Source organism: Roseibium sp., from assembly GCF_965229775.1.
In the GTDB taxonomy this organism is placed as follows: domain Bacteria; phylum Pseudomonadota; class Alphaproteobacteria; order Rhizobiales; family Stappiaceae; genus Roseibium.
On the sequence record NZ_OZ245929.1, the window covers coordinates 6,304,022 to 6,317,003 of the forward strand.

General features: G+C 60.9%; 12 protein-coding genes. 7 read left to right on the top strand and 5 right to left on the bottom strand.

Annotated elements, in window-relative coordinates; genetic code table 11:
* Positions 1–70 precede the first annotated feature (70 nt).
* The 7 genes from ACO07N_RS28685 to ACO07N_RS28715 all read left to right on the top strand — a co-directional run bounded on the left by ACO07N_RS28685 (position 71) and on the right by ACO07N_RS28715 (position 7,128).
* The gene (locus tag ACO07N_RS28685) at positions 71–574 is read left to right on the top strand and encodes a TRAP transporter small permease (RefSeq protein ID WP_421984270.1); all 504 of its coding nucleotides are present in this window, start codon (positions 71–73) and stop codon (positions 572–574) included.
* Positions 571–1,857 carry a TRAP transporter large permease gene (locus tag ACO07N_RS28690; RefSeq protein WP_421984271.1) on the top strand — a complete coding sequence of 429 codons (1,287 nt, stop codon included), beginning with the start codon at positions 571–573 and terminating at the stop codon, positions 1,855–1,857. The genes ACO07N_RS28685 and ACO07N_RS28690 overlap by 4 nt, the downstream gene beginning before the upstream one ends.
* 27 nt (positions 1,858–1,884) lie before the next feature.
* Positions 1,885–2,931 (top strand): DctP family TRAP transporter solute-binding subunit, encoded by a 1,047-nt coding sequence (locus ACO07N_RS28695; RefSeq protein ID WP_421984272.1) that lies wholly within the window; start codon positions 1,885–1,887, stop codon positions 2,929–2,931.
* A 334-nt stretch (positions 2,932–3,265) separates the two neighbouring features.
* Positions 3,266–4,732, top strand: a complete 1,467-nt coding sequence (locus tag ACO07N_RS28700) for a M81 family metallopeptidase (protein WP_421984273.1) — start codon at positions 3,266–3,268, stop codon at positions 4,730–4,732.
* Positions 4,729–5,787, top strand: a complete 1,059-nt coding sequence (locus tag ACO07N_RS28705; RefSeq protein WP_421984274.1) for a D-TA family PLP-dependent enzyme — start codon at positions 4,729–4,731, stop codon at positions 5,785–5,787. The genes ACO07N_RS28700 and ACO07N_RS28705 overlap by 4 nt, the downstream gene beginning before the upstream one ends.
* 62 nt (positions 5,788–5,849) lie before the next feature.
* Positions 5,850–6,236 carry a RidA family protein gene (locus tag ACO07N_RS28710; RefSeq protein WP_421984275.1) on the top strand — a complete coding sequence of 129 codons (387 nt, stop codon included), beginning with the start codon at positions 5,850–5,852 and terminating at the stop codon, positions 6,234–6,236.
* Between the two features lie 199 nt (positions 6,237–6,435).
* Positions 6,436–7,128, top strand: coding sequence for a dimethylsulfonioproprionate lyase family protein (locus ACO07N_RS28715; protein WP_421984276.1), 693 nt, complete (start codon positions 6,436–6,438; stop codon positions 7,126–7,128).
* A 4-nt stretch (positions 7,129–7,132) separates the two neighbouring features.
* Here the strand turns inward: ACO07N_RS28715 and ACO07N_RS28720 are convergent, their stop codons facing one another.
* The 5 genes from ACO07N_RS28720 to ACO07N_RS28740 all read right to left on the bottom strand — a co-directional run bounded on the left by ACO07N_RS28720 (position 7,133) and on the right by ACO07N_RS28740 (position 12,703).
* Positions 7,133–7,981 (bottom strand): transglutaminase domain-containing protein, encoded by an 849-nt coding sequence (locus ACO07N_RS28720; RefSeq protein ID WP_421984277.1) that lies wholly within the window; start codon positions 7,979–7,981, stop codon positions 7,133–7,135.
* A gap of 10 nt (positions 7,982–7,991) precedes the next feature.
* A complete protein-coding gene (locus ACO07N_RS28725) occupies positions 7,992–9,107 on the bottom strand; it encodes a permease (RefSeq protein ID WP_421984278.1) in 1,116 nt (371 codons plus the stop codon).
* 23 nt (positions 9,108–9,130) lie between these two features.
* Positions 9,131–9,427, bottom strand: a complete 297-nt coding sequence (locus ACO07N_RS28730; protein ID WP_421984279.1) for an ArsR/SmtB family transcription factor — start codon at positions 9,425–9,427, stop codon at positions 9,131–9,133.
* 199 nt (positions 9,428–9,626) lie between these two features.
* A complete protein-coding gene (locus tag ACO07N_RS28735) occupies positions 9,627–11,429 on the bottom strand; it encodes a caspase family protein (protein ID WP_421984280.1) in 1,803 nt (600 codons plus the stop codon).
* Positions 11,430–11,674: 245 nt separating this feature from the next.
* A complete protein-coding gene (locus ACO07N_RS28740; protein WP_421984281.1) occupies positions 11,675–12,703 on the bottom strand; it encodes a helix-turn-helix domain-containing protein in 1,029 nt (342 codons plus the stop codon).
* Positions 12,704–12,982 lie beyond the last annotated feature (279 nt).

Below are 12,982 nucleotides of genomic sequence, written 5' to 3' on the forward strand. Positions count from 1 at the left end.
CAAATTTTGCTTGACTCATGGCTCATTCCGACGAAATTATCTAACGGAGTTTCATGCGGGAGGGGCAAAGTTGAAAATCCTTGCAGAAAGAATCGGTGGCACGCTGAACCGGCTGATCGAAGCGGTCGTCGCCCTGCTGATGCTGGCGCTCGTCCTCGACGTCTGGATCGGTGTCATCGACCGCTACTGGTTTCACTGGCAGTTGCCCTGGCCGGAAACACTCGCCCGGTACCTGATGATCTGGGCCGCGCTCCTTGCCGTTTCGTCCGGCATCGCCCGCCGCGAACATATCGGCCTGACATCGTTCCTGATGAAGCTGCCCTTTCCGGTTCGGCGCGCTGTGCTCATCGTGATCGACCTGCTCGCAATCGCGCTCTTTGCCTATGTGCTCTGGTTCGGCGTCGGCTTTGCCCAGAGCGGCGCATCCCGGCAGGCGATGATCTTCGGCGCAACCCTCGAACCTTTCTTCTGGGCCGTGCCTGCGTCCGCCTTCCTGGCAATCGTCCAACTTGTCCTGGTCCTGTTGCGCGACCAGGGTCTTCAGCTCGACGCATCCGTGGAGGCAAGCGCATGATTGTCGCCGTGACTTTCGTTCTCCTGATCCTGTTCGGCATGCCGATCGGTTTTGCCATCGGTCTCGCGGGTGTCGTCGGACTGATCGACATGGGCGGCGGACCCAACTTCCTGGCCATAGGGCCGAGCAAGATTTTCAACGGGCTGAACATCTTCCCGTTTCTGGCCATGCCGTTCTTCATTCTGGCCGGCGAGATCATGAACGGCATCGGCATTACCGACCGCCTCGTGAAACTGGCGCAGGTTCTGGTCGGACGCTTTCGCGGCGGCCTCGCCCACACCAACATGCTCGCCTCCGTCTTCTTTGCGGGCCTGACCGGTTCGGCGACCGCCGATGCCGCCGCCTTCGGCCGCACGCTCGTCCCCGCCATGGAGAAAGAGGGTTACGCGCGCGACTACGCCTGTGCCGTCACCGCAGCAGGCTCGATCATCGGCCCCACGATTCCCCCGTCAGGTCTCATGGTGGTCTACGGATCGCTCATGGGCGTTTCGATCGGCGGCCTGTTCGCTGCCGGCATCCTGCCGGGCCTCGTCATCTGCCTTGTCTGCATGGGTGTGATCGTCATCGGCGGGAAACGCGAGAACCTGCCCAAGGCCGCGCGGGGCGCTTCCCTGCGCGAGGTCTGGGACACATTCGTGTCGTCTCTCACCGCCCTCTTGATGCCGATCATCATTCTGGGCGGCATTCTCGGAGGCGTTGTCACGCCGACGGAGGCCGCATCGATCGCGGTTGCCTATGCCATGTTCATCGGCATCTTCGTCTACCGGACGCTCAACGCACGGGACTTCTATTCCATGCTGGTGCGCACGGCACGCATCACCGGCGTCATTTTCGTGATCATCGCCTTTGCCGGCATTCTCGGCTGGTGGATGAGCTTCGAACGCATCCCGCAGATGCTTGCCGGAACGGTTCTGGGCATCTCCGAAAACCCCTACGCGGTCATCGCCATCATCATCGCGATCCTGCTGGTCGTCGGCATGGTGATGGACATCACCGCCATCCTCATCATTCTGGCCCCTGTTCTCGTCCCGCTGACGGAGCAGATCGGCCTGGAACCGATCCATGCGGGCACCATTTTCGTCCTGGCGCTGAACATCTCGCTGATGACACCGCCGGTCGGGGCCTGCCTGTTTGTCCTGTCCTCCGTGACGGGAGAAAAGCTGGAACGGATCGCGGTCAAGCTGACTCCGTTCCTGATCGCCGAAATCACCATCCTGTTCCTGTTCGCATTCTGGGAGGACGCGGCACTGTTTCTGCCGCGCGCCTTCGGATTTGCCCAATAGGCCACGTCTTCAACTGAGGAGGTAATCATGAAGACTTTGAAGAAGGGCGTCGTTGCAGGCGCCGTGCTCGCACTGACGGCAACCACCGCACTGGCCGAAGGCGGCGTCATCCGCTTCGGACATGACAACAAGACCGACCCGTTCGAAAACCCGGCGCACGCCTGCACGGCGGTCTTCTCCAACATCGTCACCGCCGATACCAATGGCAGCGTCACCGTCGAGGTCTTCGGTTCCAACCAGTTGGGCTCGGCGGCCGAGCATGTCGATCAGGTGCGCAACGGCGTCATACAGGCGACCTTGACGTCTACCGGCGCGCTTGCCAGCTACTATCCGCGCATCGACGTTCTGAACCTTCCCTTCGCTTTCGCTAACAATGCGTCCACTTATTCCGTCTTCGACGGCCCCTTCGGTGAAGCGCTGGCAGCCGACATCGAAGAAACGCTCGGCGATGTCGTCGTTCTCGGTTTTCCCGACACGGGCGGCTTCTTCGCCGTCACGAATTCCCAGCGCCCCATCGCGGACCTTGACGATTTCGACGGCATCCGCATCCGGACAATGACGCTGCCCTCGCACCAGACGATCGTCCAGGCTCTTGGCGCGGAGGCTTACCCTCTGAGCTGGGGCGAGGTCTATTCCGGGCTGCAGACCGGCGTAATCGACGGACAGATGAATCCGGTACCGATCATTTCCTTCGCGAATTTCGCTGAAGTCCAGAAATACATGACGCTGACCAACCACCTGTTCTCGCCCTATACCTTCATGGTCAACCGCGCATTCTTCGAAGGATTGAGCGAAGCGGAACAGAACACCTTGCGTGTCGCAGCGGAAAACTGCGTTGCCGCCAGCCGGGGCCTGTCGCGGATCATCGAGGCGTCCGACCGGGGTCTTGCCGGCCTCATGGACAAGATCGAGGTGACCGCCCTGACCGATGACCAGCGCAAGGCCATGGCGGATGCAACGCAGCCGGCCTTCGAAACCCATGTCGCGGAGAACCTCGATGCCAAGGCGACCGAACTGCTGACCCTCTTCAAGAGCGAAGTCGAATCCGCCAACAGCAGCAGCTACCTGAACTGACCAAGGGTATGGACTCATAAATGAGGCTGAAAGGGTTTGAGGCGGCTTGCTTCTCGTCAAGGAGCGGAAGCGCAGGAAATGTACTTCATTTTCAAGCCTTTCGCGACGCGGAGGAGAAGCAAGCCGGTCAAATCCGAAGGACATGGAAATGGCTTCACCCCGTGTCGTCAGCGTGCTTGACCGGGCAGGAAGCCCGCTCCGCACACCCTTCCTAACGGGATTTCGCCATTTCGCATGCCATTTCGGCATCATTTATGGGTCCGTACCCTAGGGTCCTCCCTGGCGGGGGAGCTGCGGCTCCCCTCGCCGCCTTTTCATTCTGACCGGGGTATTCATGCGCGTTTTTTGTGCGTCCGTCGCAACCGAGACCAACACTTTTTCGCCGTTGCGCACGGACTTTTCGGACTTTGAACAGAGTTTCTACGCAAGGCCCGGCGAGCACCCGGAAACGCCGACGCTGTGCAGCGCGGTTTTCCCGGCTCTGCGCAAGCGCGCCGCGCGCGGTGAGATCGAGCTGATCGAAGGCACCGCCACATGGGCCGAGCCCGGCGGTCTCGTCAGCGGGCCGACATGGCAGCGTCTGCGCGCCGAGGTTCTCGACCAGTTGAGGGCGGCGCTGCCGCTCGACGCCGCGATCTTCGGTCTGCATGGGGCGATGATCGCCGACGGCTGTGTCGATTGCGAAGGCGATCTCCTCGAAGCCGTGCGGGAGATCGCCGGACCCGGCTGCCGGATCGGAGTCACGTTCGACCCGCACAGCCACCTGAGCGAAAAGCGCACGGCACATGCCGACATCATCACAGTCTTCAAGGAATTTCCGCACACGGATTTCGTCGAAACCGGTGAGACCTGTGTGGAACTGACACTGCGAACGGCACGCGGCGAAATCTCGCCCGTCACCAGTGTCTTCGACGTGCGTATGATCGACGTCCTGCCCACCAGCCTTGAGCCGATGCGCAGCTTCATCGACAGGCTGAAGTCGCTCGAACGCTCGGGCGAGGTCCTTTCAGCTTCCGTCATTCACGGTTTCATGGCCGGAGACTCGCCCGATCTTGGCGCGAAGATCATCGTGACAACCAATGGAGACCCGGCACGCGGCAAGCGGCTGGCGCGGGATCTCGGGATGGAACTCTTCGGGTTTCGGGGCCGGGCGACCCCCGAGTTTCTCCCGCCGGTCGAGGCCTTGACGCGCGCGGACAAAAGCCTTCATGCCCCTGTCGTCATCGCGGATGTCTGGGACAATCCCGGCGGCGGTGTCGCCGGTGACAGCACCATTCTTCTGCAGCATGTTCTCGACCTCGACCTGAAAGGTGTCGCGCTGGGCACGATCTGGGATCCGATGGCGGTGCGGCTCTGTTTCGCCGCCGGTGAAGGCGCCGAGTACGATCTCCGTTTCGGTGGCAAGACGTCGGCCCATGCCGGACAGCCGGTCGACGCACGGGTCCGCGTGACCCGGCTGGTGGAAAACGCCGTCCAGAGCTTCGGCGCCTCCGTCGTTCCGCTCGGAAACAGTGCGGCAATCCGGATCGGGGATCTGGATATCGTTCTCAATACCAACCGGGCCCAGGCGTTTTCGCCCGACCTGTTCACAAATCTCGGCATCGATCCGGAGGCAAAACGGATCCTGATCGTCAAGTCGACCAACCATTTCCACGGCGCGTTTGCACCTCTCGCGGGAGAAATTCTTTATGCTGCCGTCGATGGGCCTTATCCTAGTGATCCGTGCCGGACCGCCTACACCCGTTTGAAACGCGAGATATGGCCGATGGCAGACAATCCCCATCACGAGGAACTCGCATGATTTTCCCGACCCTCGACACACCTTGCGTCCTGGTGGATCTGGACATCGCCGAGGCCAATATCCGCAAATACCAGACCCATTGCGACCGCAACGGTCTGAGGCTGCGCCCGCACATCAAGACCCACAAGCTACCGAGCCTCGCAAAATACCAAGTCGAACAGGGCGCGGTCGGCATCACCTGCCAGAAGGTCAGCGAAGCCGAGGCCATGGTGGCCGAGGGCGGCATCGACGATGTCCTGATCACCTACAATATCCTCGGGGACACCAAGACGGCACGCCTGCGCGCCCTGTCGGAAATGGTCCGGCTGTCCGTTGTTGCAGACAATGATGTCGTGGCGGGCGGTCTCAGCCGCGCCTTCGCGGACGCTTCCGGCCCGCTGACCGTGCTTGTCGAATGCAACACCGGCGCAGACCGGTGCGGCGTCGCCTCTCCGGCCGCGGCCGCAGATCTCGCCCGCCTGATCGGCACCCTGCCGGGGCTGACGTTCGGCGGCCTGATGACCTTTCCCCCCGTTGGACGGATGGAAGAGGCCGAGGCTTGGCTGAACGAAGCGAAAGCCCTGATCGAAGCTGAAGGACTTGAGGTGAAGGTGGTTTCCTCCGGCGGCTCTCCCGATATGTGGCGCACGCACGGTGACGGGCCGGTGACGGAACACCGGATCGGCACCTATGTCTACAACGACCGCTCGCTCGTGGCGCACGGCGCCTGTGGCTGGCAGGATTGCGCACTCACGGTGCTGGCAACCGTCGTCTCCGTGCCCTCCCCGAACCACGCGATCGTCGACGCCGGGTCGAAGGTGCTGACGACGGACCTCTTCGGTCAGGTGGGCCACGGTCATGTGCTCGGACGCGACGACCTGGCGATCGATCAGCTCAGCGAAGAACACGGGCGCATCGTCTCCGACGGCCCGATCAATCTGAAGGTTGGCGAAAGACTGCGGATCGTGCCCAATCATGCCTGTGTCGTCGCCAACATGCTCGACAGGGTCGAGGGCGTGCGCGGTCCGGATCTCGCCGGATCGATGCCTGTAGCGGCACGCGGACAGGTCTGGTGACGCAGAGGTCCTTTCGCCGGAACTCAACCGTCTTTTCGAACAACACGACAATGGAGATTTGAATGCCTATTGAACGCATCGGCGTGGAACGCACCGGAGCCGGCGGACAGAACCTGCCCTTTTCCCCTGCCGTCAGGGCGGGCGATTTCGTTTTCATCTCGGGCCAGGTGGCCATGAAGGAAAACGGCGAGATCGAGCCCGGCGGGATCGAGGCCCAGACACGGCGCACGATGGACAATGTCGTCGCCGTTCTGGCAAAGGCAGGCTGCACGCTCGAGGATGTCGCCAAGGTCAATGTCTGGCTGGACGACACGCGGGATTTCTGGACCTTCAACAAGATCTACGCCAGTTATTTTCCGAACGGCGCGCCTGCACGCTCAACGGTGAAGTCGCAATTGATGGTCGACGCCAAGATCGAAATAGACGTTGTTGCCTACAAGCCCGTCTGATCGCCCCAATTAGTCGCCTGTCCGGAGCAACGGCCCGGGGCGCTCACCAGCGCCCAAAGCCGCTGACGCCAGCACCTCCGGCAGTCTGCGGCCTTTTGTTGCTGGCATTCTTCGATTGGCGCGGAATCTGCTTGTTGATTTCCGCTGCATCGGTGCTATGTCCCGCGCAGCATCCGGAATTCGGCAAAGAGGCGGAAGCGTGCTGGAAGAAGACAAAACATCAGGCGAGAACCTTGAGCAGGTGGACCATCTGTCCAACTACCCGGACTGGGGTTATCTGCTGCGTGAATTCTACGAAGCCTACCGCTTCCTGTCGTCCGGCGGCAGCGACAAGATACGCTCGCACCAGCGCTCCGTTCGCGAGGCCATCAGCCGCGTCAGCAAGACCAAAACGGTGATAGAGTTCGGCGAACCTGCCCAAAAACCGGTCACGGCGCATCTGAAACGGGCGCTGGACGAAGGCCGGCTCGAGAGAACGGCGCCCCTGATCCGCGCGATCGAGAGCGTCCAGGGCCAGTTGGCCTGGCAATATGGCTACGAAAAGGTTCCGCGCGGGCTCAGCAAGAGTTACGCCTATGCGGAACTCTGCGGTCCCAACGGACCGGTTCTGACAACCGAGGTCATCCTCGGTCTCGTGCTGTTTGCGCCGGGCTGTGTCTATCCGTCCCATGCCCATAGCGGTATCTCGGAGAGCTACATCTGCCTGTCAGGTGCCGTCTCGGAAAACCATCAGGGCGTCTATGCGCCCGGGTCGATGATCTTCAATCCGCCCGAACACACGCACCGGATCACGGTGTCGAAGCTGGAACCGGCCCTTCTCGCTTATGCCTGGACCGGCCCCCAGGACAAACTCGCCAGCCAGAAGATGGTGTTCAGCCGGAAACGCAAATGAGCCGTCACGCGGCCGCGGCACTCTTCCCGATCACGCGGCTGATCGTGAGCTTGGCGGGTTGAAGACGGCCATCGTCCGAAATCCAGCCCGGTTCGCTGATCAGTTTTTCGCATTCTATGCCGAGCGTTGGAAAACTGAGCCCCATGGAATGGGCGAGTGCCACCCGGTCGCCGGGTTTCGGATTGAGACCGCAACAGACCTCGCGCGTCCCCATCTTCAGGTGATGGGCAATATCCCATTCCAGCACGACGCCATTGTGCCGCGTGACCACCCAGCAATGCGCGTCTTCGCAGCACCCGTTCTTTTCCTGCGGAAAGAAATAGCCGGTCAGGTAACCTGCTTCGAAGCCCGCTGCCCGCAGGGAGGCGATCAGATAGGTGTTGATGTCGACACAGGACCCTTCGGTCAGGCCACAGGAGAGATACGGTACCTCGTCACAGCCATCGTTGAAGCGCACGTCCGCATGCCCGTAACGGAATTTTTCAGCGCAGGAACTCACCAGCGCCTGGATTGCCGCGTGTCCGTCCGGCTGTGTCTCGGCAATGTTGATCGCATCGAAGACAAGCGCCTCGGCAGCCTGCGTGTAGCGGTTCCGGTGCGGCGTGAAGATGCTGTCCGGGTAACCGGGCCCGCCGTCCGCGTAGCTGTAACGGATTTCCACTTTCTGCCCGGGCTCCGGGGTGACGACCGCAACGATCTGCCCCGTCGTTGTCTCCCCGGTCAGGGAGAATGTTCCTCCCGCCACATCGAAGTGAACCGGCATCTGGTGCGGGGTCGGCAGACCGACCGGAACCAGAAACTTGCGATGTGCATCTTGATGCGGGGCGACCGTGACCGAAACGTGCGTCTGCATCCTGTGGTCCTCAGATGGCAAGTTGGAAGATCAGGCCGGACAGCACCGCTCCGGCAAAGCCCAGCCCGAGATAGGTTGCAAAGACCTGCGGCTTGACCAGCGACCAGACGGCTGCCATGGCGGGGATCGAACTGACTGCACCGGCGATCATGAAGGCCATGGCAGCCCCCGCGCTCATGCCCTGTTCCATGAGGCCTGCCAGCAGCGGCGGCGCGACATAGCTGTTGAGATAGGCGGGCATGCCAACCAGGGCCGAGATCGCAATGGAGCCGATGCCTTCACCGCCGACGACACCGGCAATGAGGTTGGCCGGAACATAGGTGACCAGTGCGGCTTCAAGCACATAGGCGAGCGCAAGCCATTTCACCAGGAAGAAGGCGTTTGCCTTGAGCTCGGTGCCAAATTTCTGCGTGCGCTCCGCCTCGCTCCAGAACTTCCAGACGGGACGCCCCGTCAGAGGGGATGCACCGCAACCGCAGCCGCTTGCGGAAGAACCGATCTTGACCGGGTTGGAGAATGCCCCCGTCTTCAGGAGCATCGAGACGAGGAAGCCGCCGAAGAGCCCGAGAGCAACGGCAAAAATCGCCTTGCCGATGGCAAATGACCAGCCGAGTGCACCGGCCGTGATCAGCAGCGTCGGCGGGTCGATCAGCGGCGACGACAGCCAGAATGCCATGATGGCCGACAGGGGTGCGCCGACGGCCAGCAATCCCGCGATGAAGGGAATGACCTCGCACGAGCAGAACGGCGCCAGCCCGCCGAAGAGAGCGGCCAGCACGATAGCCTGCGTCTCGCGCCCCTCGAAGGCGCGCGCCACATAGGATTCGGCGCCCGCTGCCTTCAGCCATGCGATCAGGGCAACGGCGAAGGCGATATAGGGCAGCGTGCCGAGGAAAGCCTTGACGGCGAAGGTAACGAAAGGAACGAACTGCGCCTGGTCAAGCAGCAGGACCAGCAGCGGTCCGCCGATGACGATCGTCCAGGTCGAGAAGATGTACTCCCTGCCCGGAAACGACTTCCAGCTCCATCTCGGTTTCGGCGGCGCACTGCCGTCGGATTTCGGTCCGCAGCAACGCGTTGCCCCGCTGTCCTTGTCAAGCTCCATACGATCGATCGTGTCCGACATCTGCCTAATCCTTGTCGCGGGCGCTAACGTGCGCCTTCCTCCACGCAGCATTCCTTGAGGATGTAACCGGCGAGCCCTTCCAGATGGTCGAACGCCGCACGATTGACGACCGACCGGCCATCCTTTTCCTGAAGAACCAGCCCGGCGGAAGACAGAAACTTCAGGTGATGCGCGAGCGTCGACGCGGCCATGCCGGTCCGGGTCTGGATATCCCCGACGGTCAATCCGGTCCGGCCGGCCTTCACCAGCGTCAAAACCACCTGCAGCCTCGCTTCCGAGCCAAGAGCCGCAAACCCCTGAGCAACTTCTTCCAGATCCATTTTCTCATCCAATATAACTATATTTCTAGTTATATAGTTTTAATGAGCAAGTCAAGTGCATCAAGCCGTGATCTTCGGGATCCCGCTCAAACGGCCGATACGAACCTCAATGAGTAAGAACCTGTTCGATGGTCTTTTTCAGGTTCGCCGGCAAGAAGCAGTGCGCGGCTCGGCCTTGTTGGCCGGTCAAGCGCCGCGACTACTCGATTTCGATGATAAACGACCGAACCCCATCGCGTTGACCTATGTCGTTCCACACAGGTGCGGGCTCAACCCGCGCGGACGGCCCGCCATAGGGGGCATTGTTGTAGAAGATGGCGTGATGCTCGCGATTGGCATAGTTGTCCGGGTTCGATCCCTTCCAGTTCGTATATGCGAGCGGCTCACCCGTGACCCAGACCCAACCGCCTGCAGGCTCGCGCGATCCGGGTTTCTGGTACAGTCCGATGTTCGGACCGATCGCCTCCGACAGCCTGGTGCCGACAGTCCCCTTGATCCACAAGCGGTCATCCCCCCGGATGAGGTTGTAGACAAAGTCGTTTTCCCGTCTGGAGGTGATCGTTACCAGATGGCCGCCGGCACGTTCGGAAAGAGCCACAGCCTTGTCCCAGGCCATGTGGCTCCAATTCAGGATCGCAATGTAGACACGTCCCTCGAAGAACCCGTAGATCACCTCCTTGCCGGCAAGCACATCCAGCGCCTTGATGAGCCGCTTGTCGCTTTCCACCTTGGCGATCAGGGCGGGATCGTACCGGCGCGCATCGCGCGACGACACCACCGGCTGTTCGGACTTTTCCGTTCCCGAAAGCGACAGGCCAAGTGCTTCGGCCGTGCCTTGCGAAACAACGCCGGTCGACGGTATCCCGAGCGCCTGCTGGTAGTTGGCGATGGCGCGCCGCGTACGGCTGCCCATGACGCCGTCCACGGGACCGGCATTGTACCCCAGATCGTTCAGCGCAGCCTGGACCTTTCTGTTGTCCTCTGAAGACAGGCCCAGCTTTGTCTCGATATCCTGAGCCGTGTCCTGCTCGACGGCCTGCGGACCAAGGTCCGCGACCCCAAGCCCTGCCCCGGCCGCAATCTGCTCGGCTTGCAGGGCTTCCTGTGCGGCCAGTGCCATCTCCCGCATCAAGCCGTTCGGGTAGCGCTCCAGAAAGATATTCCAGGCGCGCAGGCTGTTGAGATCTGATGCGGCATCAAACAAGGCCTGTTCCTGCTGCAGCAGCAAGGCATTGCCTGTCCCGCCTTCGCCGAGTTTCAGGTAGATTTCGTCCGTCAGATCGTTCGTGACCATGGGGATCTGGCGGTCGTCGGTGTCAACCTTCACGTCCCTGATCACCCGTTTCATCAGACTGAGAACTTCGAGATTTTCGGTCGGGAAATGCCGCGCGAGCGCAAGGGCAAACGGAGAGTTCTCGCCTTTCCCGTCATAGGCCACTTGTCCGGGACTGGCGGAGAAGGTGATCATGCTGCCCTGAAACGTGCTCTGCAGCGCCGCCAATCCCCTGTTGACCGCGGCCCGGGTCTCGGAAAAGTTCTCCGCGTAGAAGCGATCTGCCAGGGGATTGTTGCGGCACGCGTCCACGAACACGAGCGCAGCCCGGGAGTTTCGCTCCAGTAGCCGCACGATCTTGTCGAGTTGCAGGGCCTCCCCATCGATATCCAATTCGGACTGCAGCTCGGCATTCGTTCCGATCAGGTAGTTCCTGCCCTCGTATTGCATGCCATGCCCGGCGAAGTAGAACAGCGTCACGTCGGCATCGCTCGTGCGGCGCAGGAAGGCGGACAGTTCCCGTCCGATCTGCTCGCGATTCAAATCGCTCCGCTGCGTGACTTCGAAACCCAGTCCGGTGAGCGTTTCGGCGATCAGGATCGTGTCGCGGATCGGGTTCGCGAGCGCCGGCGCATGTTCATAGTTCGAATTGCCGACAAGAAAGGCGACGCGTTTTTCAGCCCATGACGGCGTGGCAAGCACCAGGAAAAGAACAAACAGGAAGCGCAACTTGAAAACCCTAAACTGAAACACTTGCCAGCAGGATAGGGTGGGCTTGGAACAAAGGTCAATTTTTGAGCGCAGCAGGCGTCCGCCGAGGGTCCGGATCCGGCCGGCAAGCGCACGGGTCTTCGGGCGTATGTGCATTCACTCGCTTTTGCCGGGACCTATGGATGGGCCTCGGGCGCGTTCCGCCGTTGCAGCACAGGGCAAAACCCGCGGCACCGGGCGCCGCCGATCCGGTCCACGCAGCTTTACTTCCTCGAAGAGGCGCGCCTCATGTCTTTGGGAAACCGGCTTCCGCGTGTCTCGGACGGCAGCTCGCCGAACAGCTTGTGGTAGTATTTGCTGAACCGGCTCCACTCCCAGAAGCCTTCCTCGGCGGCGATGTCGCCGATGCTGTCGTTGACGCGGCTTCCATCGAGAAGCTTTTGTCTCGCGCTGTTCAGTCTCATGATCCGGGCGTATGTCGCCGGGCCCATGTTGACGTTGGTCTTGAAGACGTTTTCGAGCGTTCGCCTCGAACTCAGCGTCGTGAGCGATTGAAAGGTGTCGGGAGCCAGGCCCGGCTGCATATGCACGAGCAGTGCATCGCGCGCTGATACGAACCTCTCGAACGAACGCGACCGTGTCAGAAAATCCGGGTGGCGCGGAGACAGCCACTCGAAAGTCAAGGCGTTTGCAAGGCTCGCGATTGCCAGATCGCCCAACAGCGGCTGATGCCCCTTGTCCTGCATCGCGCCGGCACATTCGATCAGTACGCGCGTGTCCTGTCGCAAGCGCTCGGTGAGAGGTGCAGATCTTATGAATTCGCTTCGACGTCCGCGGGTTCCAAGCCAGTCCGCAACCTCGGGAATGAGCGATTCATGACTCAGGAGCGCGTCCGCGTCGACACCAATCAGAGCCACCGCCTCACCGGGCCGAAAAACCTCGAAACAATCCGCGTTGGATGGCGAGATCCTGAGGATCTCCGACCCTACATCCATTCCATCGACGATCAATGACGATCTGGATCCCAGACCGAAGGAGAACAGGAAGGAGTTTGGGGGAATGTTGCCGTCGATTTCAACAACATGGCTATGCTCTTCGACCAGGATGACCAGTTTGCCGAGGTCGAGCATTTGCACCCTGGTTCTGCGTGGCCCGTCACCCAGCTGCGCCAGGTTTATGGCGCCACCTCCTTGCTCAAGGAGTGCAAGACAGTCTTCAATGTTGTTCGCCGTGAAGAGGTTGAAGTTGGCGCTCTTTTCTATTGCCAGCTCCGGCAGAAACCACCACGCCATTCGGCCCGTTCCTCTCTCATCTTGGCGCACTTAATCTGAATTCAATTTATCATTACTGAGACTTTTAACAATAAGAGAAACGAAAATGCATCGAAAATTTATATTATTGTCATTTATACTGATGTAATTAACTTACGAATTTCGCGTCGAATATTGGAAATTGCTACAGGTCTTCCCGCTTTTTCTTTTGGCGCTGAGCACCAATTCGCATCAAAGGGGCCTGGCGCCGTGACCGGTTTCCCGCCGGGATCCGAAACGAAAAGCGGCCCGGCGGGCCGC

Excerpts from the sequence above, each read along its gene's own strand:
- ACO07N_RS28690 (WP_421984271.1), top strand. The coding sequence starts at position 571 with ATGATTGTCGCCGTGACTTTCGTTCTCCTGATCCTGTTCGGCATGCCG.
- ACO07N_RS28695 (WP_421984272.1), top strand. The coding sequence starts at position 1,885 with ATGAAGACTTTGAAGAAGGGCGTCGTTGCAGGCGCCGTGCTCGCACTG.
- ACO07N_RS28700 (WP_421984273.1), top strand. The coding sequence starts at position 3,266 with ATGCGCGTTTTTTGTGCGTCCGTCGCAACCGAGACCAACACTTTTTCG.
- ACO07N_RS28705 (WP_421984274.1), top strand. The coding sequence starts at position 4,729 with ATGATTTTCCCGACCCTCGACACACCTTGCGTCCTGGTGGATCTGGAC.
- ACO07N_RS28710 (WP_421984275.1), top strand. The coding sequence starts at position 5,850 with ATGCCTATTGAACGCATCGGCGTGGAACGCACCGGAGCCGGCGGACAG.
- ACO07N_RS28720 (WP_421984277.1), bottom strand. The coding sequence starts at position 7,981 with ATGCAGACGCACGTTTCGGTCACGGTCGCCCCGCATCAAGATGCACAT.
- ACO07N_RS28725 (WP_421984278.1), bottom strand. The coding sequence starts at position 9,107 with ATGTCGGACACGATCGATCGTATGGAGCTTGACAAGGACAGCGGGGCA.
- ACO07N_RS28730 (WP_421984279.1), bottom strand. The coding sequence starts at position 9,427 with ATGGATCTGGAAGAAGTTGCTCAGGGGTTTGCGGCTCTTGGCTCGGAA.
- ACO07N_RS28740 (WP_421984281.1), bottom strand. The coding sequence starts at position 12,703 with ATGGCGTGGTGGTTTCTGCCGGAGCTGGCAATAGAAAAGAGCGCCAAC.